Here is a 22,547-nt window from a genome sequence, read left to right on the forward strand (position 1 = left end):
CTTGCCAACCGTAGCGCCCTTCCGCACTATACCCTGAAACAAGCGTTTGAATTTCAGGGAGGGAGTACGCGATGCAGGTCCCCAAGCAACCAACCTTGACGCTGGCCGATTATCAGGCGCGGGTGGGTACGGAACTGGGCCGGTCAGACTGGCTGACCGTGGATCAGGGCATGATCGACCGGTTTGCTGACCTGACGGGTGATCACCAGTTCATCCACATCGATCCGGTCCGCGCCGCCGCCACGCCGCTGGGCGGCACGGTGGCCCATGGCTTCCTGACCCTATCGCTGTTGGGCGCCATGGGGATGGAGATGGTGCCGCCACTGGCCGGTGCCGCCATGATCATCAATTACGGCTTCGACAAGCTGCGCTTTATCACGCCTGTGCGCAGCGGTGGCCGCATCCGTGGCGCCTTGACCCTGCTGGGCGTGGAGACGAAGGGTCCCGGCCAGTACCTGATGCGCTATGCTGTTACGGTAGAGGTAGAAGGTGCGGACAGGCCGGCATTGGCAGCGGAATGGCTGGTCATGATGGTGACCGTCGGCTGATGCCCTAAAGCGACGCCATGGCCAGCAGAAGGCCGGCGCCGATCAGCAACGCACCTGTCATCCGGTTAAGCCAGCGTTGCGCCACCGGACCGGTGAGGCGCAAGGCCAGACCCTTGCCCCCCACGGCATAGGTCATGATCCAGCCGAATTCGATGATCAGCATTGTGACCACCAGGATGGTCAGCTGCGGCGCCATGGGCCGCGCCGGATCAATGAATTGCGGGAAGAAGGCGGCCATGAAGACCAGCGCCTTGGGGTTCGACAATGTGATCAGCAGACCCTGGCCCAGCAGCCCCAATTGCCCCCGCCGGTCAGGGCCTGCTTTCATGGCGGCATCCATATCCGCCACCTCGTCCCGGATGGGGGCCCGCCACGCCTGAATGCCCAGCCATGTCAGATAAGCCACACCCACCCATTTGAAGATGGTGAAAGCCAGTGGCGAGGTCTTCAGCAGCACGCCGACCCCCAGTGCGGACAGGCCCGCCAACAGTCCCAGCGACAGGCACATGCCGATCCCGCCCCAGGCAGCCCCCACCAGCCCGTGACGCATGCCCATGGACAGGGCCGAGAGCATGTTGGGGCCGGGCGTTGCCGACAGGAAGAAACAGGTGGTCAGGAAAATGACCAAGGTCTGGGTGGAGATCATTATGCATCCGTGCGCGAGGCGCCATCCATGCCAGCCGTGAACGGATTGGCGGCGGCGCTTGAACCGGCACTGATATGCAGCACTTGCTGCGGGAAGGGAATGGTGATGCCGTCAGCGTCGAACCGCTTTTTCATGCGGCGGTTGAACTCCCGCCCGATCCCCCACTGCTGTCCCGCCCGCGTCTTGATGCGGCCCTTGACCAGGACGGCGCTGTCCTGGAACGCGTCCACGCCGGCGATTTCCACAGGCCCCAGGATATTCGCCGCATATTCGGGTTCCGCCTGCATCTGCGCCCCGATATCTCGCAGCACGGCCACCACCTTGTCCGTGTCCACGGCATAATCGACGGTGACATTCAGGACATAGAAGCTGAAATCCTTGGTGCTGTTGGTAACCGTGGTGACGGAACTGAACGGGATGGTGTGAACGGCACCGTCATAGCCGCGCAGGCGGATGGACCGGATGGACATGGCCTCTACCCCGCCCGACAGGCCGCCGACGGTGACGCTGTCACCGACCGAGATCGTATCTTCGATCAGGATGAACAGGCCGGTGATCACATCCTTGACCAGGGTCTGCGCCCCGAAACCGACGGCCAGACCGATGACACCGGCACCGGCCAGCAGGGGCGCGATATTCACCCCCATTTCCGACAGCACGATCAGCCCCGCCATGGTGATCAGGAAGATGGTCAGGGCATTGCGCAACAGCGGCAGCAGGGTACGCATCCGCGCGCTGCGCACCAGCCGCGCGCCCTGATCGTCAGTGGCATTCAGGTACCGAAGGATGGCGCCATTGACCATTTCCCAGACGACCAGCGCCAGGGTCAGCACCACCAGGATAGTCACGGCACTGGACGCCACCCGCTGCCCCAAGTCGGAACCCAGCCAGGACAGGGCATCGGCACCCCAGGCCTGCAACAGCAGCAGCAGGGTGAACAGGGCCAGCACCGCCTGCGCCACCCGACGCAGGAAGGGCAGGTACCGGTTGGCCCGTTCCTCCAGCCCCGGATAGGCGGTGCGCACATCGCTGGGAACCTTCAGCCCCTGGTCCACCAGCCGGTCAAGCCCTTCTGACAGCAGGCGGGAGACGATCAGAATGGCACCCGTGACCAGGGTGGCGCGCAGCACGAAATCGAACCCGCCCGCAATCTCCAGCGCCCAGATCAGATAGACGGCACCCAGATAGAGGATGGCCAGGATGTGCCAGACATCGGCCAGCCTTTGCCGCACCATCGACAGGGCGGCATGGCGGCGGGCCTTTGCCGTGCTGGGCGGAGGCAGAGGTTCATCCCCGGCCGCCTCCCCGGCCAGGACGGCGCGCAAGGCCTCGTCATCCCCTGTTGGGGCCGGGGCCGTCCGGCCCCGCAATGTCTGCGCCACCGCTTCCCGGTTCTGCAGGATCAGAACGATCAGCATGGCGGTGACCAGCAGGCCCACCAGCTTCAACCAGGCGGCATGCGGCGTGACGGGCAGGCCCAGCACGCGCATCGCCTCACCCACGAAATAGCCGTAGACGCCGATGATGGTGACGCGGCGAATCCAGATCAGCAGATACTGCGCGGTTTCATCCGTCACGCGCGCCAGCCGCAGATTGACGGTGCTGGGTGACAGCAGCACCCGGCTGACCACCAGCACGCCCTGCACGATCAGACTGGCATTCAGGATGGTGAGCGACGCCAGTCGCACCGCGCGCGGCGCCTCCGTTGCCGACAACAGGCCAAACCCGGCCAGCGCGAAGGACGCCATGGGCAACAGGTCGATCACCAGCCGGGCCAGCAGCAACAGCAGCTTGGCCGGCAGGCCACCCGGTGAACGCGCGCCCAGCGCCTTGCGGGGCCGGGCCAGCAGCCAGATCATGGCAAAGCGCGCGGCATAGCCGCCACCGATAATACCGGCCAGATGCAGGGCCAGCAGGCCCCAGGCATCGCGCTTGGCCGGGTCCGCCACCTGTTGGTTCAGCCAGCGCAGCGCATGCGGTGCGTCGATGACGGCGCGGCTGGCCGCCGCCACCTGCTGGCTGAACAGGTCGATCCGGTCCGACAAAGTATCCAGCGCCCGGCTTCCGATCGTCTCCGGCTCCGCCGCCGGCTTCTCCACCGCCTTCAACGCCTTCAACTGCGCCAGCAGCGCGTCGCGCTGGGCCGGGTCCTCCAATGTCGTGATCAGCCGATCAACCTCAGCAGCGCTGGGTTTCTCATCACCGGGAGCGGCGTTCTGTGCCAGTGCGGGCGGGGCCCCCAACAGGGCAAACCCGAGAAGCAGGCAGGACAGAAGAAAGCGGATCGGGCGGGTCTGCATGGGCAGGTCGGGCCTTTTGTTCCGAAAACCGAATGGGTCGCGACACCCAACATAGCAATCCTGGCCCGATGTTCCATGGGTAAGGCCATGTGTCTAACACCTCTCGTCCCGGCACGCCGGTCGCGCTATGTATCTGGCAAAGCAATCCAACAAACCTACGGACGATCCATGTCAACCGCCGATACGCCCGAAAACCCGCCCAACGCCAAGCTGGTGGACGCCAAGCAGAAATGGGCTGAGGAAGGTCGCCTGATGACCGGCAGCGCTGCCCCGCGCGCCGACCGGTTGCCCCCCGGCCAGCGGGAGGTGAAGAACTGGCCCGTGCTGGATCTGGGTATCCAGCCGGAAATCGCGCTAGACCAGTGGGAATTGACCATCGACGGGCTGGTGGATAACCCCACCACCTGGGGCTGGGCACAGTTCAAGAGCCAGCCCCACTTTACCGACGTGTCGGACATCCACTGCGTCACTGCCTGGTCACGCTACGACAATCACTGGGAAGGCGTGTCGGCCAAGCATATTCTGGAGGTGGTGAAGCCCCTGCCGGAGGCAAGGCACATCGTCTTCCATTCCTATGATGGCTACACGACCAATGTCGCCCTGTCGGTGTTTGACGATAGTGACGTGCTGCTGGCCCATAGCTGGGAAGGCAAGCCGATCACGACAGAGCATGGCGGGCCGGTGCGGGTGATCATACCGAAATTCTATTTCTGGAAATCCGCTAAATGGGTGAACCGCATCGAGTTCGTGGCTGAGGATCGGCCCGGCTTTTGGGAAGAACGCGGTTACCACAATGAGGGCGATCCCTGGACCGAACAGCGCTATAGCTGAGGCGGGGTAACCGATTCGGTCCGTTGCCAGATGGCGGCGTCGGGCTTATATTCAGGAAGGTTGCCGGGACAGTTGGCGCTGCCCCGGCTCCCCCTTAGAACCGGATCACAAGGCGCAGGCTGATGCCGAAGCCTTTGAACACCAGTTCTATGGAACGGGGTTGCTTAGGTTCAGTAAGCATCCTTCTCGCTCCTGTGTGCCGGGGGGTGGCCAATCCGCCCCCTGTTACACCACGAGGAATAGAATAGGCGAACGCTGATTCCTCTTGAAGGAACCTATCGGCGTCTCGCCTATTTTTTTGCCTTCAGCCCATCTTGTACACGCGGACATCATTCCCTTGAAAAATCCCAAGAAAGAAGCCCCCTTCCCCACCAAGGATCAGGTCCTGGAGTTCATCCGGGAAAGTCCGTACCCGGTGGGCAAGCGGGAGATTGCGCGCGCCTTTCACATCAGCGGTGATGACCGTGTCGCGCTGAAGGAACTGCTGCGCGATCTGGAAGGGGATGGAACCATTGAGAAGGGCGGGCGCCGCCGTTTGGCCCCGCCGGCCAGCCTGCCGCCCGTGGGTGTGGTGATTGTCACGGGCGTGGATGGTGATGGGGAGGTGATCGCCCGACCGTTGAACTGGTCCGACCCGGACCGAGAACCGCCGCGCATCCTGATGAAACCGGAACGGCGCGGCACCCCTGCTTTGGGTGAGGGGGACCGGGCGCTGGCCCGGCTGGCCCGCATCCGCGACGACCTGTATGAGGGCCGCACCATCAAGAAGCTGGGCGGGGATCAGACAGCGCAGATCGTGGGTGTGTATGAGCTGGGTCCCGATGGTGGTCGGTTGCGCCCTGCTGACCGAAGGGCCAAGGCGGAGTTCGTCATCCTGCCCCAGAATGCCATGGACGCGGCACCCGGCGATCTGGTGGTGGCGGAGGTTCTGCCGTCCTCCCGCCATGGCCTGAAACAGGCGCGCGTGGTGGAAGTGCTGGGCGGGATTGACCAGCCCAAGGCCATCAGCCTGATCGCCATCCACCAGCATGGCATTCCGGTTCATTTCCCACCGGCCGCCATTGAACAGGCGGAGGCCGCGACGGAGCCGACCCTGTCCGGTCGCACCGACCTGCGCGATATCCCGCTGGTCACCATCGATGGGGCCGATGCGCGCGATTTCGACGATGCCGTGTTTGCTGAAAAGGATACGGACCCCAATAATGCGGGCGGCTGGCACCTGCTGGTCGCCATTGCCGACGTGTCGGCCTATGTCACGCCGGGCAGCCCGCTGGACAAATCGGCGCTGGATCGCGGCAATAGCTGCTATTTCCCCGACCGCGTCGTGCCGATGCTGCCCGAGGCACTGTCGAATGAGCTGTGCAGCCTGAAGCCCGGTGTCAACCGCGCCTGCCTGGCGGTCCATATCTGGATCGACGCGTCAGGCCGGATCAAGCGGCACCGGTTCGTGCGTGGCCTGATGCGCTCTGCCGCACGCCTGACCTATGAACAGGTGCAGGAAGCGTTCGACGGCGCGCCCGACGATTTGACCGGCCCGCTGCTGGACCCGGTCATCCGCCCGCTCTATGGCGCCTATGAAGTGCTGGCGCAGGCGCGGGCCAAGCGCGGCACGCTGGAGCTGGACCTGCCCGAACGCAAGGTGCGGATTGGGGAGGATGGCAAGGTGGCGGAAATCGGGGTGCGTGCCCGGTTCGACAGTCACCGCCTGATTGAGGAATTTATGATCGCCGCCAATGTCGCGGCGGCAGAGGCGCTGGAGGCGCGCGACACGCCCCTACTCTATCGTGTCCATGCCGAACCGGCCCTGGACAAGCTGGAACCGCTGCGCGAGTTCTTGAAGACCATGGGCTATAATCTAGCCAAGGGCACCTTGATGCGGCCCGCGGCCTTCACCAACATCCTGGACAAGGCCAAGGACACGCCGGAGTCAGAGATGATCAGCACGGTCATCCTGCGCTCCCAGGCGCAGGCCGTGTATCAGCCCGACAATATCGGCCATTTCGGTCTGGCGCTGGAGCGCTACGCCCATTTCACCAGCCCGATCCGCCGCTATGCCGACCTGATCGTGCATCGCGCCCTGGTGCGTGCCTATCACCTGGGTGATGGCGGCCTCAGCGATGAGGAGATGGGCAAGCTGGACAAGATCGGGGAGCAGATCTCCGGCACCGAACGCCGCGCGGCGGACGCGGAACGCGATGCGCTGGACCGCTATGTTGCCTCATACCTGTCCGACCGGGTGGGGGCGACCTTCAGCGGCAAGATCAGTGGTGTGTCGAATTTCGGTCTGTTCGTCAGCCTGGATGAAACGGGGGCGGACGGGATCGTGCCCGTCTCCACCCTGCCCGATGATTTCTACGACCATGACCAGGTTCATCACTGCCTGCTGGGCCGCCGTCATCGCCGCGTGTTCAAGCTGGGGGAGCTGGTGAAAATCCGGCTGATCGAGGCCGATGCCATCACCGGCTCCATGGTCTTCCGCCTATTGAACCCGGACGGGACGGAGATGCCGGGCGGGCGTGGGTCGGGCACAGGGGTATCGCGCCGGGGCCGTCCGGAACGGCGGAGAGAGAGGGCAGAGGCCGAGCCGTCAGGCATGGATATGCCAAAGCCGCCGCGCCGCCGGCGATAGAAAAGGGAGCGGCTTACGCCCCCCGCGGCGCCCACAGGATAGTGGCAGCACCAACGAGGCATAAGGCGGCACCGGTCAGGTCCCAACGGTCGGGCCGCTGCCCCTCCACCAGCCACATCCAGACCAGCGAAGCGGCGATATAGATCCCGCCATAGGCGGCGAAGGCCCGGCCCGCCGCGTCAGCAGGCACCCGTGTCAGGACCCAGGCGAACAGGGCAAGACTGGCCATGCCGGGGACCAGCCACAGGGCGGACCGCCCGTCGCGCATCCAGGCCCAGAAGGCAAAACAGCCGGCGATTTCCGCAAACGCGGCCAGGGCATAGAGCAGGATGGTGCCGCCGGCCACCGGCCCCTCAGCCCTTTTTCAGGACCAGGGTGGACCAGTCGCCCAGGCGGAAACGCTTGACCAGACGCAGGCCCTGCGCGCGGTGGGCATTGATCACCAGCGGTTCCTGACGGTGCAGCAGACCCGACAGGATGGCGGTGCCGCCCGGCGACAGGAAGCGGTTCAGGTCCGGCGACATCCGGGCCAGCGGGCGGGCCAGGATGTTGGCGACGATCAGGTCGAACTTGCCATGGCGGCGCACCGCCTCGGCGGCATAGCCGTTTGCAGCGTAGAGCTTCACCAGCTTGTGCACGCGGTTCAGCTGCGCATTCTCCGTCGCGATCTCAATCGACAGCTCGTCGATATCGACGCCGATCACCGGCTTGTGCGCCAGCTTGGCGATGGCGAAGGCCAGGATGCCGGAGCCACAGCCCATGTCCAGCGCGCTGCGGAAACTGTCGCGCCCGCGAGAGGCCAGTTCGGAAATGGCGCGCAGGCAGCCCTGCGTCGTCGCATGCTCACCCGACCCGAAGGCCATGGCCGCCTCGATCTGCAGGCCCATTTTACCCTTAGGCACCGGCTTCTTGTGATGGCTGCCATGGATGAAGAAACGCCCGGCCTCAATCGGCGGGAAAGACAGATAGGTCTGGGTCACCCAGTCGATGGGGGCCAGGGGCTCCTTGGTCAGTTCCGGCTCATTGATGCCATGGGCGGCCGCCAGCACGGCTAGTTTCAGGCCGATGCGGTTGGTGTCGGGCTCATTATAGGAGGTGCACTCGATCAGCCACTGGCCGCCCTCCTGCAACTCAAAGGTGGAGACGGCGTCCACATGTGGTTCCACCATGTCGGCGAAAACAGGGACCAGCGCCTCCGGCACCTCGAACGCGACACGCCACATCGGCTGCATGTAACTCTCCGCCCGTAAACCTGACAAAACCAAGGATGATGGCCTTTCTAGTCGCAAAGCCGGCAGGCCGGCAATGGCGCTTTGCGGCGGGGACATCTGCGGTGGCGGCGGGGATTTAAGGGTCCCGACCTTCCGTTACGGAAGGCGTATGTAGCGCAAGCCGTTAACGCAACCGCGCAACAGAACCATCATGGTTTCGACGGAAACACGTCAAATCATTGAAATATAACAATGCTATCCGCCCATTGTGCGCCGCAGCAACCATGCCGGCGACCGAAGGGATGCCTATAATGAACCATCGTCAGCTGATCCTGGGAACGGCGCTCGCCACCCTGTTCGCCGTCTCTCCCGCCTTTGCGCAGACCGCGCAGGTGGCCGAAGCCGCCCCGATGCTGGAAGAGATCATCGTTTATGGCCGTGGCGAGGCCCGGCAGGTGCAGGGTGTGACCCAGGCCGCCATCGCCCTGGAAGCACCGGGCACCAGCCCCCTGAAGGCCATCGAGAACCTGCCCGGCGTCAGCTTCCAGTCGGCCGATCCGTTCGGTGCCTATGAATGGTCGACCCGCATCACCATCCGCGGCTTTAACCAGAACCAGCTGGGTTTCACGCTGGATGGGGTGCCGCTGGGCGACATGTCCTATGGCAACCATAATGGCCTGCATATCTCCCGCGCCATCAGCTCTGAGAACATCGACCAGGTGACGGTGGCGCAGGGCGCCGGCTCGCTGGCCACCGCATCGACCAGCAATCTGGGCGGTACCGTGCAGTTCACCTCGCGTCGTCCGGCCAAGGAAGCCGGCGCCTATATCGCAGGCACGCTGGGCAGCGAGAAGACGGGCCGTGGCTTCGTGCGCCTGGAAACGGGTGAGCTGTCCACCGGCACCAGCGCCTATGTCAGCTATACCCGCCAGAATGCTGACAAGTGGAAGGGCAATGGCGTCCAGAAGCAGGACCAGCTGAATTTCAAGGTCGTGCAGACCGTGGGTGAGGGTGAGATCAGCGCCTGGGTCAACTGGTCCGACCGGGCCGAGAATGACTATCAGGACCTGTCGAAGGAAATGATCAACCGCCTGGGCTATAACTGGGACAATTTCGCGAAGGATTGGGCCACGGCCCTGCGCGTCGCCGATATCTATAATGGCCTCGCCACCGGTCCCTATCCGGGCAAGATCACGTCCGTGGATGATGCCTATTACGATGCGGCGGGCCTGCGTGAGGATACAATTGGCGCCGTCAATCTGGCCTACCCGCTGACCGACGCGGTGAAGCTGGATGTTACGGGCTATGCCCATAAGAATGACGGCCAGGGTCTATGGTTCACGCCCTATGTGGTGACGCCGGGCGGGGCGCCCATGTCCATCCGCACCACTGAATATGGCATTGAACGGTACGGTGCCGTCAGCCAGTTGACGGCAGAGATTGGCGACCACACGGTCAGCGGCGGCTTCTGGTTCGAACAGAATGATTTCGCCCATGCCCGCCGCTTCTATGGGCTGAACCGCGCCAGCCCGGGCCGTTCCTCCACGCAGTTCCAGCGCGGGGCCATGGCCACGCAGTGGCAGTATGATTTCGACACCGAAACCCGGCAGTTCAACCTGTCGGACAGCTGGAAGGTCATGGACGCCCTAACCGTAACCGCAGGTTTCAAGGCCGTGAAGGTGGAAAACACCGCCAAGACCCTGGTCGGCCCCGTCAAGAACGGAACCATCAAGGCCAAGGACAATTTCCTGCCGCAGGCCGGCTTCGTCTATGAGCTGACCAACGAACACCAGATCTTCGGCTCCTATGCCGAGAATATCCGCACCTTTGAAAGCTCCAACACCGGTGGCCCCTTCTCCACCAGCCAGGACGGCTTTAATGCCATCCGCAACAGTCTGGAACCGGAAACCAGCCGCACCATCGAGCTGGGCTGGCGCTTCAATGCGGGCATTGTGAAGGGCGTGGTCGCCGCTTATGACGTGCAGTTCGATGACCGCCTGCTGGCCCTGACCCTGGGGCCGGGGATCGTCGGCAACCCGTCGGCCCTGCAGAATGTCGGTGGTGTCTCCACGCGCGGTATCGAGGCGGGTGCGACCATCGAGGTGACGGACGCTGTCTCCATCGTTGCCTCCTACACCTACAATGACAGCACCTATGACGATAACGTCTTCAGCGCGACGGGGGCCGTGACGGCGGCAACCGATGGCAAGACGGTCGTCAACGCGCCCAAAAACCTGCTGCGCGGTGAGCTGAAGTACGACGATGGCAATCTCTACGCGTCGGCCAGCGCTGCCTATACCGGCAAGCGTTACTACACCTACCTGAACGACGCCTCCGTCGAAGGCTATACCCTGGCGGAGATCAGCCTTGGTTACCGGTTCGAAGGCAATGCCTGGGCAGAAGGGACCGAGCTGCAGGCCAATGTGACCAACCTGTTTGACAAAAAGTACATCTCCACCATCGGCTCCAACGGCTTCACCAACAGCGATCCGACAGGCACGTCCCAGACCCTGCTGGCCGGTGCGCCGCGTCAGTTCTTCGTGTCGGTGAAGAAGCAGTTCTAAGTTTTCACGTTCCTCAGGTGCCGGCATGGTCGCCGGCACCCTTTGTCTGTCTCTCTTCCCTTTTTGAAACTGGGGCGGGCCGTGGGTCCGCCCCTTCTTTCATCTGGAGGCCCCATGTCCCGCCCCCTTCTCGACCGCCGTCTGCTGCTGACCGGGCTGGCCGCAGCACCACTGGTGGCGCAGGCCGCACAGGCGCAGAATGTGCGCCGCCTGCCGGAAACCGCGATGCCGACCCGTATCGCCTTTGGTTCCTGCGCGCATCAGACCAAGGAGCAGCCGATCTGGGACGCCATCCTGGCCGCCAAACCGGACCTGATGATCCTGCTGGGCGACAATGTCTATCTCGACACCCGCAATGTCGATGACATGAAGGCCAAATACGCCATGCTGGCCGCCAAGCCGGGGTTCCAGAAGCTGCGCGAAGCGGTACCCATCGTCGCTACCTGGGACGATCACGATTTCGGCGAGAATGATGCCGGGGCTGAATACCCGATGAAGGCCGATAGCCGGAAACTGTTCTGTGATTTCTTTGGGGAGGCACCTGACAGCATCCGCCGCACCCGGCCCGACGGCATCTATACCGCCTATGAGTTCGGTCCCAAGGGCCGGCGGTTGCAGATCATCCTGCCCGACCTGCGCTGGAACCGCACACCGCTGGCCACCATCGACATGGGCGGTAAGGAGTATAAGGAATGGGCCACGGCCCGGCATGAGGCGGGCCAAAGCGTGCCCGGCCCCTATGCCCGTCTGCCAGAGGGGGAGGCGACGCAACTGGGGGAGGCGCAGTGGCAATGGCTGGAGGGACAGCTGGCCCGTCCCGCCGACCTGCGCATCCTGGCCTCATCCCTGCAGGTCGTGTCGGATTTTCCGGGCTGGGAGGCCTGGATCAACTTCACCCATGATCATCAGCGCCTGATCGAGGCGATCCGCGAGAAACGGGCGAACGGCTTGTTCTGCATTTCCGGCGACACGCATTACGCCGAAATCTCAAAACTGGATTGGAATGTGCCCTACCCGCTGTGGGATTTCACCTCGTCGGGTTTGACGGAGGTCTGGCCCGTATTGCCGCCCAATGCCCGGCGGGTGGGCGAGGCCTATCGTGCCCAGAATTTCGGCCTGATCGAGATCGACTGGGCGGCCCAGCAGGTCGTCATCACCATTCATGATGTCGGCGGGGCGGAACAGTTACGCCAGGTGGTGGCGTTGGGGGATCTGCGGGTCTAAAACCCCGGATCGGGGCGCAGGTGAATGACGTCAAAGCCATGGGCCGCCGTCAGCCGGTTCGCCACGGTCAGGCGGTGGCACTGGCTATGGTCGGCCTCAAAGCACAGAAGGCAGGCGGGCTTGTCCAGCGACAGGGACCCCGCCAGCCCCAGCTCATACTGCGCCTCCGGCCGTGCCAGCCCTTCCTCCACGATGGACCAGAATTCGTCCATGCGACCGGCACGGTTGGCCAGCCGCCCTTCCTTGGGCGTGCCCAGCTTTTTCAGGTGCAGATACGCGATCCCTTCCGCCTCCAGGCTGGCGCGAAGCGGCGATTTGGAAAAGCCGGCGCGGCGAGAGGATGGTAGCTCACGTACATCGAGCAATAGCCGTACTCCCGCCGCCTTCAACGCCGCGATCACCGCCCCTTGGCTGGCGCCTTCATACCCGATCGTGTGCAGGATCATGGCATATCCTGTGAGTCGGCAAAACGATAGCCGATGCCCGGCTCCGTCTGCACGAAGACAGGCGCGTTGGGGTCATCCTCGATCTTCTGGCGCAACTGGCGGATATAGACGCGCAGATATTGCACCTCGTCCGCCTTGGCCGGCCCCCAGACCTCTTTCAGGATCTGGGCATGGGTCAGGATGCGGCCCGCATGCTGGGCCAGCAGGCGCAGCAGGTCAAACTCCGTCGGCGACAGGTGCAGGCGCTTGCTCGCCTTCTGCACATGCCGGTTGACCATGTCGATTTCCAGGTCGCGGATGCGCAGCAGGGGGCGGCCCCCCACCTGTTGTATCGCGTGGCGCTGGGCCGCCCTGATGCGGGCCATCAACTCGCCCGCCCCGAACGGCTTGGTCACGTAATCGTCGGCCCCTAAGTCCAGTGCCAAAATCTTGTCCTGCTCGCGATCACGGCTGGACAGTACGATCAGCGGCACCGGGCGTTCGCGCTTCAAGGTAGGGATCAAGTCCAGGCCGTCCATATCAGGCAGGCCCAGATCCAATAGGATCAGTTCGGGCAGGGACTGGCGGGCCAGGATCAGGGCCTGGGAGGCGGATGTCGCCTCCACCATCTCCCACCCTTCCGGGGTGATGATGGTTTTCAGCAGGCGGCGGATCGCCACCTCATCCTCGACCACCAGAATACGGTGGGGCCGCGTCATGCCGTCGCCTCCGCCATCACCATATCACCGCGCGGGTCCACGATCAGCGTCATCTCAAGACAGGCGCCGGGGCCGCCATCGGCCCGGTCGCGCGCAGTCAGGGTGCCGCCCATCGCCTCCACAAAACCACGTGCGATGGCAAGGCCCAGGCCAGTACCGGCGGTGCGGTGATCCTTAGCCTCCACGCGGAAGAACTTGTCGAAGATGCGGGCCCGCGCTTCCTCCGGGATTCCCGGCCCTTCATCCTCCACGCGAAGCTTCACATGTGCCGCGTCGCGCAGGGCCTGGATGCGGATGGCAGTGCCGTGGGGTGCGTACTTGCCGGCATTATCCAGCAGGTTGAACAGGGCCTGTTCCAGCAGCAGATGGTCCCCCTGTACCAGCGGCAGGTCGCCCGGCATGCGGATATCAATCATATGGCCCGTCAGGACCGGCCCCGCCCGGCGTACCGCCCCCGATACGACATCGGCCAGATCGATGGGCTCGCGCTTCAGGTCCAGGGCGCCGGCCTCCAGCCGCGTCATGTCCAGCAGGTTGCGCACGAAGCGGGCCATGCGTTCGGCCTCTCCATGCAGCGTATCCAGCATGGATGCGGTCTCCGCCGGTTCCAGCCGCCCCTGGCCGGCCTTCAGGCCCGTGACGGTGCCGATGATGGCGGCCAACGGCGTGCGCAGGTCATGGGACAGCGAGGTCAGCATGGCGGAGCGCAGCCGTTCCGTCTCCCCCTCCAGCTTGGCCTGATCGATGGCGCGAACCAGCTTCACCCGCTCAATCGCCACCGCCGCCTGATCCAGCAGCGCATCCAGCAGGCGGCGATCATCGGGCGTCAGCAGGGGGCCGGTGCCGGCATCATCACTGCCGATCCCTGCCACTGCGACCGTCGCGCGTTCGGTGCGCAGCGGCAGGTACAGGCGCTGCGTGCCCGGCAGGGTGGCAGCCCCCCGCCCCGCCGGCTTGCCATTCTCAAACGCCCAGACGGCGGCGGCATGGTCGGCGTTGGAAATCTGGTCATCGGGCGGATAGGCGGAGGCCGGATACAGGCTGGCGGCATTCTCCTCATCCGCCGGCAGCATCAGGACGACGCGCAGTTTCAGCATCAGGGCAATCTGATGGCTGGCCGCCCACAGCAGGTCGTCCATGTCGCCGATCCCGGCCAGCTTGCTGGCAAAGGCCGAAAGCTGCGCCGTGGTGCGCGCCCGGATACGGGCGATTTCCGCCTGTTCACGCACCCGCGCCGTTAACCGGCTGGTGACCATGGCCACGCCCGTGAAGAAGACCAGCGACCAGATGTTGGACGGGTCCCCCACGGAGAAGGTGTAAAGCGGCGGCAGGAAGAAGAAATTATAGGCGGCCACGGCCAGCACCGCCGTGAACAGGGATGGCAGGAAGCCGTGCAGAACCGCACTGCCCAGCACCGCCATCAGGAACACCAGACTGATATTCTGCACGCCCAGCCATTCATCGACCAGCACACCCGCCCCCAGCGCCAGGGCGGTGAAGGCGATGCCGGCCAGATAGGCCTTGTAATCGGCGGACCTTGCCGGGGGGCGGGTGGTCACCCGGCGGGCGGCGTTACTGTCGGGGTCGGGCTGTTCGCTGGCGATGACATGTACCGATATGCCCGTGGCCCGGCGCAGCAGGTCATGCACCACCGACCCGTTCACCATTTCAAACCAGCGCGACCGCTGCGACTTGCCGATGATGATCTGGGTGATGTTATGGGCGTGCGCGAAACCAACCAGCGCCTCCGTCACGGTCCGGCCCGGCAGGGTCAGCGCCTCCCCCCCCAGCTGTTCGGCCAGACGCAGGGCATCGGCCACGCGGTCGCGCGCTGCCTCGTCCAGGCGCTGATGACGGGCGGTTTCGACATAGACAGCGGTGAACGGTGCCTTCAACCGGTCGGCCATGCGCTTGGCATGGCGGACCAGCCCGCCCGCGCCCGGATCATCGGAGATACAGACCAGCAAGCGGTCGCCTGCGGCCCACGGCCCGGCGATGGCATGGCTGCGCATATAGGTGACCATCTGGTCATCCACCCGTTGCGCCGTGCGCCGCAGCGCCAGTTCGCGCAGCGCCGTCAGGTTTCCGGGGGAGAAGTAATGTTTCAGGGCACGCTGGGCCTGATCGCGGACATAGACCTTGCCTTCGCCCAAGCGCTTGATCAGGTCGGCGGGGGTGAGGTCGATGACCTCCACCTCGTCGGCGCTGTCGATCACCTGATCGGGCACCGTTTCACGCACCCGAATGCGGGTGATGCGGGCGACCACATCATTCAGGCTTTCCACATGCTGCACATTCAGGGTGGTCAGCACGTCGATGCCGGCGTCGCGCAGCTCCTCCACATCGGAATGGCGCTTGGCATGGCGGCTGCCCGGCGCATTGGTATGGGCCAGTTCATCGACCAGGACCATGGCGGGCCGTCGGGCGATCAATCCGTCCAGGTCCATCTCCGACAGCTCCTGCCCGCGATAGGACAGGGTCTTGCGCGGGAAGACCTCCAGCCCGGCCAGCATGGCGTCGGTTTCCGCCCGCCCGTGGGTTTCCACCACGCCGACCACCACATCGACCCCATCCTTCTTCAGGGCATGGGCTGTGCGCAGCATCTCGTACGTCTTGCCCACGCCGGGGGCGGCACCCAGGAAGATTTTCAGCTTGCCGCGCCGTTCGGCCGTTGCTGCTTGCAACAGGGCGTCGGGGGAGGGCCGGCGGGCATCATCGGCCATGATGCTTACGCCTGCTTGGCATCGATGATGGAACGGCGGACGGCGCGGGTGCGGGTGAACAGCTCGTGCAGCTTGTCCCCCTCGCCCCAGCGGATGGCGCGCTGCAGGGCCGTCAGATCCTCTGTAAAGCGCTGGATCACCTCCAGCACCGCCTCGCGGTTGTTCAGGAAGATGTCGCGCCACATGGTGGGGTCGCTGGCCGCGATGCGGGTGAAATCACGGAAGCCCGTGGCGCTGAACCGGATCACCTCCGACTGCAGATGTTCCTCCAGATCGGTGGCCGTGCCCACGATGGTGTAGGCGATCAGGTGGGGCAGGTGACTGGTGATGGCCAGCACCCGGTCATGATGGCCGGGTTCCATCACCTCGATCATCGACCCGCAGCCGCTCCAGAAGGCCGACAACCTGTCGACCGCCGCCTGATTGGTGCCCGGCGTCGGGGTTAGGATGCACCAGCGGCCCTTGAACAGCAGGGCGAAGCCGCTGTCTGGGCCGGAATGTTCGGTGCCGGCCAGCGGATGGCCGGGGATGAAATGCACCCCATCCGGCACATGCGGGGCGATATCGCGGATCACCGACTGTTTCACCGACCCTACATCGGTCAGAACGGTGCCGGCCGTCAGATGCGGGCCGATGACGGCGCCCAGATCGGCGAAGGCGCCGATGGGCGTGGCCAGCACCACCAGATCGCATTGCGACACCAGAGCGGGATCTGTGCCCGCCTGTTGCGCCAGCCCCAGTTCCAGCACCCGATCGCACACGGCCTGTGAGCGGTCCACACAGACGACACCATTGGCCAGCCCCGGATACTCGGCCACGCACCGCGCGATCGAGGAACCGATCAGGCCGAAGCCGACGATGGCGACCTTGTTGAACAGCGGGGCGGTCATGGGAGCGAACCTTGTATCCGGAAATGACGAGACCGGGGTTCACTATCACAGTGAACCCCGGTCCGTCCAAATCGGCTTGTCGCATGCGGGGGCAAGCCCCCGCCGGCCGCCCTTACATCTTGAAGGTCAGGCGCGCATAGCCGAACTGGCCCGGCGCGTCATAGGTGGTGGGATCGAAATTGTTCAGGCCGCAGCTGAAGCAGGCCGGCGGGTCCTTGTCGAACAGGTTGTTGACGCCAAGGGTCATGCCGATCTTGCTGTCGAACATCGCCGGGAACCAGCTGAACTGCACATCGGTATAGAGACGGTCGTTCAGCTTGTTGACGGCCTGGGTTTCGTCCACGCTCTTCACAAAGCGGTTGGTGAGCGAGGCGGAGAAATCATCCTTCGCCCAATCCAGGATCGCCGTGGCCTTGTATTTGGGGAAGGCCTGGTCGGGGCTGCCCTTTTCGGTGCCCTCCCGTTCGATCTTGGAGGTGCCGCTGGTGGCCGGGACCGTCTCCGTATAGTTCAGCAGGAAGGTCTGGTTCAGGCTGAACCGGAAGGTGCCCAGGTCGCTTTCCGGACCCTGCCAGTTGATGGTGAAATCGATGCCGTCGGTATCGATGGCGCCGATATTCTGCAACAGGCCGCTGATCTGGTTGATAGCGCCAGAGGCGGTACGGGTGATGGAGGCGCAGGAGAAAGCGTCGTTATTCTGTTCGCAACGGCCCAGAATGGTCTCCGCCCCGATCGGCTGGATCGCGTCCTTCAGCGAGATGTCATAATAGTTCACCTCGAAATCCAGACGGTCGGCCCAGGACATTTCCCAGGACGGGCTGAACACGCCGCCGAACACCCAGCTTTCCGAGGTTTCGGGCTTCAGCTTCTTGTTGCCGCCGGTGATGACTGAAAGCTGCGGGTTGGCCTGCACATAGGAACCGTTGGCCGGCACACCATGGGCGATACAGTTGGCGCGGATCGCGGCGGACGCTGCGGTGCCGCCGGACAGGCCAAGCATGTCGGAGCAGGGATCGACCAGTTCCTGATCGAAGCGCGACGGCGTACCGAACAGCTCACCGATGCCCGGTGCGCGGAAGCCCTGGCCCCATGACCCGCGCAACAACACATCTTCGGTGACGCGCCAGTTGACGCGGCCGCTATAGGTCGTCTCGCTGCCGAAGGTGGAATAGTCGGAGTAGCGAACCGCACCCGACACTTCCAGCAGCTTGGCGATGGGCATGTCGGCGATCAGCGGCACGCGCAGCTCACCATAGGCCTCGTTCACATCAAAGCTGCCCTTGGACGGCAGGGCGGGGATGTCGGAACCCAGGCCAGCGGCGACCACGGCATCCGGCTGGAACTCACCCCGCTGGTCACGATATTCGTAACCAACGGCCAGACCGACGGCACCCGCCGGCATCTGGAACAGGTCACCCGACAGGTTGAAGGAGGTGTCGGCCAGACGCTGCTTGCTGCTGTCCTGTTGCGTGAACAGCACGTAATCGATCATCGGCTGGGTGATGGACCCCTGACCGCCGAAGATGTTGAACGGCACGCAGGAACCCGTGCAATTGGCGACAGGACCCAGGGCCTGGGCCAGACGCTGGGCATTCACATTGCCCGTGAATTTCTGCGAGGCGCTGTTGCGGGAGAAGATGGTGTTGACGTCCCAGTACCACTTGTTCTCGCCCAGCATCAGCGAGCCGTCCAGCGTACCGGACACGTACCAGGTGTTCACTTCCTGCTCATAATGGCGCGGGCCGGCTTCGATGAAGCGGCGGCCGATGAAGGCGTAATTGGCCGGGCCATTGGCCCCGCCCGACGACAGGGTGACGCCGAACGGATTATAGGGGTTGGTGCGATCGATGCTGATCTGGTCCAGCAGGTTGCCATTGCCGGCATCGGGACCCACGAACAACGGGATGGGGGCGGCCTGGTTAGCGGACTGGCGGTTATTGTAAACGGCCTTCAGGCGGAAATTGATGTCGGGCGTGATTTCCTGGGTCACCTGGAAATAGGTGCCCAGACGCTCCGACGGGGCCTGGATATAGTTATAGGGCTGGAAATTGAAGCGGTCCGCGGTGGTGAAGTTCTTGAAGCTGCCCGCCGTGGGGTTCAGCGGGTCAAAGGTCGGACGGCCCGTCAGCACTGCGTTCTTCAAGGTCAGGTTCATGCCCGCCCCGGTAACGGGGTTGTTGACGATGAAGCGGCCCAGCGGTGTGCCAGACGAGCAGGAGCTGTCGCATTCCGTGACGCCCGGCGTGGGGAACTGCGAGATGGAGCGGTCGCCCGACATCACGCTTTCCTGCTTCACATAGGTCAGGTCGGCCACGATGCTGGTGCCGCCAGAGGTGGCACCCCAGGACAGGTCATATTCCTGCGTGACGCCATCGCCTTCATCAAAGGCGCCGACCTGGGCGGAACCGGAGAAACCGTCCTGCTTGCGCTTGGTGATGATATTCACCACGCCGGAAATGGCATCCGACCCGTAAATGGGCGAGGCACCTTCCTGCAGAACCTCGATCCGGTCGATGATCCCCTTAGGAATCGAGTTCAGATCGGTGGAGGACGGGATGCCCGACGCGGACGCGCCATTGACCCAGCGCAGGCCGTCGACCAGCACCAGCGTGCGGCGCGAGCCCAGATAGCGCAGGTCCACTTCGGCCGAACCGGCACCCACGCCGCCGCCATCGGGCGGGTTGCCGAAATTGCCGCTATTGTTGAACTTGCTATTCAGACCACCGCCGGAGATGGGCAGGCGCTGGAGAATTTCGGCTGTGTTGGACAGGCCGGTACGGGCCATGGCCTCACTGTCGAGCTGTACGATCGGCTGCGTCTGGTTCAGTGGGCTTTGCCGGATACGCGAACCGGTGACGACAATTTCATCCAGCGTATCCTGGGCCGCCGCAGGCATCGCACCAGTGGCGCCAGCCGCCAAAAGGGCAAGCGTCGCCGTCCTGAAAAACAGGCTGTTCTTGGATTGCATTAGGTTCCCCTGTCCGAGAAAGGTTTGTTTTTAAACGCGGTTTCATGCCCGCGCCGCACAGCGTTAACAGATTATCAACCATCTGCGGAAGTCCCATGATTGCAACGGAATCGTATCCTTGGTGACTGTTTCTTTTCTGCATCTAAACAATTGGTACCAGTCATTGCGGCCACCGGTGTCAGGCTGCATACTTGGTTCTGCCCAATAGGGAGGGGGGAACCATGTATAGTGATGAAGAACTCGATGCCGCCATATCGGCTGGTATCTTGAGCGATCAAAATGTCGCGGGCTTCCGTGACTTCGTCGCGACAAGAAGGGGCCATGTCGACGCCCCGGAGCATGAGCGTTTCCGGCTGCTGACCGGGTTCAACGATGTGTTCGTGTCGGTCTGCTGCGGCCTGATTCTGGCCGCCGCCGCCTATCTGGGGGGACGGGCGCATCCGGCACTGGGCGGGCTGGCCGTGGCGGCCATCAGCTGGGGTCTGGCCGAGTATTTCACCCGCCGTCTGCGCCTGTCGCTGTCCAGCATCGTGCTGCTGATTGGCTTTGCCGGAGGTACCCTGGTGGCAGGCCTGACGGGCCTGTTCGACCTGATGGGCCTTGAACAGGCGCGCGTCCAGGATATCGCCGATGCCGCCGGTGCGATTGCCGGGGCGACAGTTCTGGCCGGGGTCGGCGCCTACGCCCATTGGCGCCGCTTCATGGTGCCGATCACGGTGGCGGCCGGGTCAGCCATCGCCCTGGCGGCCGTTGCGGCCTTGGCCGTGCTGGCGGTGCCGTCACTGCGTGACAGCATGCGGGTACTGGTGCTGATCGGCGGGCTGGTGATGTTCGCCATCGCCATGCGCTGGGACAGCCAGGATCGGGCGCGCAATACCCGCCGGTCCGACGTGGCCTTCTGGCTGCACTTGTCGGCCTCGCCCATGATCATCCATCCGGTCTTCTCCTGGGTGGGAGCCAACGGGGCCGTGCAGATGGTCAGCCCCGGCCTGGCGCTGGCGACCTGCATCGGCACCTATCTGGTGATCGCCCTGGTGTCGCTGGCCATCGACCGCCGGGCCATGCTGGTGTCGGCCCTAGCCTATGTGCTGTATGCGATGGGACAACTGTTCGCCATGGCGGGCACGGCCAAGGAGATGAACATGGCCCTGGCTTCCCTGGTTATCGGGTCGGGCCTGCTGCTGCTTTCCACCCAATGGGAAGCTGCCCGCCGCCTGCTGGTCCCGCATTTGCCGGGCGGCATGCGGGAGGTGCTGCCCGTCGCGCGGTGATTGCATCCGACCCCGGCGGCCATGATCTGGCCGCCGGGTGGCGGCGCCCGGCGTTTGAGGGGGCCGTAAAGTTCCCAATCTCTTCCATGCGTAACTTCCCTGTCTCATCCGGCGCCCGCTATGCTACGCACGGTCCCTTGACCTGACGCAGCAACGCCCGGTCCGGGGTCCCATCCCCCGCCAGGGCAAAGGATTGAAGTGATGAGCAAACGACGCGACGGCGGCCATGCCGCCAAGGGACCCAGCCAGCGCCAGTTGCGCGTGGGCGAGGAAATCCGCCACATCCTGGCCGATATTTTCCGCCGCGGGGAATTCCGCGATCCCGAACTGATGGACCTGAATGTCACCGTGTCGGAAGTGCGCATCAGCCCCGACCTGAAGAACGCCACCGCCTTCGTCATGCCGCTGGGCGGGTCGAAGCCGGAACTGGTGGCGGCACTGAACCGCGCCTCGGCCTTCCTGCGCACCCAGGTGGCGCATGAAATGCGCCTGCCCTATGCCCCGCGCCTGTCCTTCCAGCTGGATACCAGCTTCGATTACGCGGAAAAGATCGACCGTATCCTGCACGACCCGCATGTCGCCCGCGACATGACGGGCATCGTCAATACCGGCAATGATGCCGAAGAGGACGAGGAAGAGGGCGGGGACCAGAACCATGGCGCGTAAGCGCAAGGGCGTTCCCCGTCACGGCTGGCTGGTGCTGGACAAGCCCGGCACCATGACGAGCACCCAGGCGATGGCAAAGGTGCGCTGGATGATGAACGCGGAAAAGGCGGGCCATGGCGGCACGCTGGACCCCATCGCCACCGGCATCCTGCCCATTGCCTTCGGGGAGGCGACCAAGACCGTCCAGTACGCCATGGACGGGCACAAAACCTACCGTTTCGTGATGAAATTCGGGGAGGCCACGGACACCGACGACCGCGCCGGGCAGGTCATCGCCACCAGCGATGTGCGCCCCACCGATGAACAGATCGAGAAGGCGCTTGAGGCCTTTCAGGGCCTGATCAGCCAGGTGCCGCCGCAATATTCCGCCATCAAGGTGGATGGCGAACGCGCCTATGATCTGGCCCGCGAAGGGGAGGCGGTGGAACTGGCCGCCCGTACCGTGCGTATCGACGGCTTCCACCTGACGGGCCGTCCCGACAATGACCATGCCGAGTTCGAGGTGGAATGCGGCAAGGGCACCTATATGCGCTCGCTGGCCCGTGATCTGGCCCTGGCGGTGGGCACCGTCGGCCATATCACGGTGCTGCGCCGGTTGTCGGTGGGGCCGTTCACGCTGGCCAATGCTGTCACTCTGGAACAGCTGGAACAGATTGTGGCGGAAGGGGAGCCGGATCGGCTGCTGATGCCCGTCGCGGCCCCGCTGGACCGGCTACCCGCCATCGACCTGTCACCCGTAGAGGCCGACCGCCTGCGCCATGGCCAGGGTGTGTCGCTGCTGCGCCGGGCCGACCTGGATCGGCTGGAGGCGCTGCGCGGTGCCGGCGGGGAGGAGGGCACGGCACTGGCCCTGACCGAAGGCCGCCCCGTGGCCCTGGTCCGGCTGGAGGGTGGCGAGCTTCGGCCTGCGCGCGTGCTGAACCTTTAAGCCA

General features: G+C 64.3%; 17 protein-coding genes. 8 read left to right on the top strand and 9 right to left on the bottom strand.

What is annotated here, in order from left to right; all coding sequences use genetic code 11:
- Window positions 1-71: 71 nt before the first annotated feature.
- A complete protein-coding gene (locus tag C0V82_RS11705) occupies window positions 72-548 on the top strand; it encodes a MaoC family dehydratase (protein WP_102112498.1) in 477 nt (158 codons plus the stop codon).
- Between the two features lie 4 nt (window positions 549-552).
- Here C0V82_RS11705 and C0V82_RS11710 read toward each other — a convergent pair whose 3' ends face one another.
- Window positions 553-1,194, bottom strand: a complete 642-nt coding sequence (locus tag C0V82_RS11710; protein WP_102112499.1) for a LysE family translocator — start codon at window positions 1,192-1,194, stop codon at window positions 553-555.
- On the bottom strand, window positions 1,194-3,494 hold the full coding sequence (locus C0V82_RS11715; protein ID WP_102112500.1) for a mechanosensitive ion channel domain-containing protein: 2,301 nt from the start codon (window positions 3,492-3,494) through the stop codon (window positions 1,194-1,196). Before C0V82_RS11715 ends, C0V82_RS11710 begins: the two co-directional genes overlap by 1 nt.
- Before the next feature lie 168 nt (window positions 3,495-3,662).
- Between C0V82_RS11715 and C0V82_RS11720 the strand changes: the two genes are divergently transcribed.
- On the top strand, window positions 3,663-4,325 hold the full coding sequence (locus C0V82_RS11720) for a sulfite oxidase-like oxidoreductase (protein WP_102112501.1): 663 nt from the start codon (window positions 3,663-3,665) through the stop codon (window positions 4,323-4,325).
- 337 nt (window positions 4,326-4,662) lie between these two features.
- Window positions 4,663-6,954: a ribonuclease R gene (gene rnr, locus C0V82_RS11725; RefSeq protein ID WP_102112502.1), complete on the top strand. Its 2,292-nt coding sequence runs from the start codon at window positions 4,663-4,665 to the stop codon at window positions 6,952-6,954.
- Between the two features lie 13 nt (window positions 6,955-6,967).
- Here the strand turns inward: rnr and C0V82_RS11730 are convergent, their stop codons facing one another.
- Window positions 6,968-7,300, bottom strand: coding sequence for a YnfA family protein (locus C0V82_RS11730; RefSeq protein ID WP_102112503.1), 333 nt, complete (start codon window positions 7,298-7,300; stop codon window positions 6,968-6,970).
- Between the two features lie 7 nt (window positions 7,301-7,307).
- Complete coding sequence (locus C0V82_RS11735) at window positions 7,308-8,186, bottom strand: 50S ribosomal protein L11 methyltransferase (protein ID WP_102112504.1); 879 nt, start codon at window positions 8,184-8,186, stop codon at window positions 7,308-7,310.
- A 290-nt stretch (window positions 8,187-8,476) separates the two neighbouring features.
- On the opposite strand from C0V82_RS11735, the gene C0V82_RS11740 reads away from it, so the two are divergent.
- Entirely contained in the window at window positions 8,477-10,729 is a 2,253-nt protein-coding gene (locus C0V82_RS11740) for a TonB-dependent receptor (RefSeq protein ID WP_102112505.1), read from the top strand.
- Between the two features lie 114 nt (window positions 10,730-10,843).
- A complete protein-coding gene (locus C0V82_RS11745; RefSeq protein WP_102112506.1) occupies window positions 10,844-11,953 on the top strand; it encodes an alkaline phosphatase D family protein in 1,110 nt (369 codons plus the stop codon).
- Here C0V82_RS11745 and C0V82_RS11750 read toward each other — a convergent pair.
- The 5 genes from C0V82_RS11750 to C0V82_RS11770 form a co-directional block, all read right to left on the bottom strand.
- Window positions 11,950-12,399, bottom strand: a complete 450-nt coding sequence (locus tag C0V82_RS11750; RefSeq protein WP_102112507.1) for a DUF488 domain-containing protein — start codon at window positions 12,397-12,399, stop codon at window positions 11,950-11,952. The genes C0V82_RS11745 and C0V82_RS11750 overlap by 4 nt on opposite strands.
- Window positions 12,396-13,097, bottom strand: a complete 702-nt coding sequence (locus tag C0V82_RS11755; protein ID WP_102112508.1) for a response regulator — start codon at window positions 13,095-13,097, stop codon at window positions 12,396-12,398. Before C0V82_RS11755 ends, C0V82_RS11750 begins: the two co-directional genes overlap by 4 nt.
- Window positions 13,094-15,820, bottom strand: coding sequence for a sensor histidine kinase (locus C0V82_RS11760; RefSeq protein WP_102112509.1), 2,727 nt, complete (start codon window positions 15,818-15,820; stop codon window positions 13,094-13,096). The genes C0V82_RS11755 and C0V82_RS11760 overlap by 4 nt, the downstream gene beginning before the upstream one ends.
- Window positions 15,821-15,825: 5 nt before the next feature.
- Entirely contained in the window at window positions 15,826-16,710 is an 885-nt protein-coding gene (locus tag C0V82_RS11765; RefSeq protein ID WP_102112510.1) for a prephenate/arogenate dehydrogenase family protein, read from the bottom strand.
- A 112-nt stretch (window positions 16,711-16,822) separates the two neighbouring features.
- Window positions 16,823-19,678: a TonB-dependent receptor plug domain-containing protein gene (locus C0V82_RS11770; RefSeq protein WP_102112511.1), complete on the bottom strand. Its 2,856-nt coding sequence runs from the start codon at window positions 19,676-19,678 to the stop codon at window positions 16,823-16,825.
- Between the two features lie 221 nt (window positions 19,679-19,899).
- Here C0V82_RS11770 and C0V82_RS11775 point away from each other — a divergent pair, with 221 nt between their 5' ends.
- From C0V82_RS11775 to truB, 3 genes are all read left to right on the top strand, one after another.
- Complete coding sequence (locus C0V82_RS11775; RefSeq protein ID WP_102112512.1) at window positions 19,900-20,949, top strand: hypothetical protein; 1,050 nt, start codon at window positions 19,900-19,902, stop codon at window positions 20,947-20,949.
- Window positions 20,950-21,150: 201 nt separating this feature from the next.
- On the top strand, window positions 21,151-21,615 hold the full coding sequence (rbfA, locus tag C0V82_RS11780; protein WP_102112513.1) for a 30S ribosome-binding factor RbfA: 465 nt from the start codon (window positions 21,151-21,153) through the stop codon (window positions 21,613-21,615).
- Window positions 21,605-22,543 carry a tRNA pseudouridine(55) synthase TruB gene (gene truB, locus C0V82_RS11785; protein WP_102112514.1) on the top strand — a complete coding sequence of 313 codons (939 nt, stop codon included), beginning with the start codon at window positions 21,605-21,607 and terminating at the stop codon, window positions 22,541-22,543. Before rbfA ends, truB begins: the two co-directional genes overlap by 11 nt.
- Window positions 22,544-22,547 lie beyond the last annotated feature (4 nt).

The sequence above is a fragment of the Niveispirillum cyanobacteriorum genome (assembly GCF_002868735.1).
GTDB classification, from domain to species: domain Bacteria; phylum Pseudomonadota; class Alphaproteobacteria; order Azospirillales; family Azospirillaceae; genus Niveispirillum; species Niveispirillum cyanobacteriorum.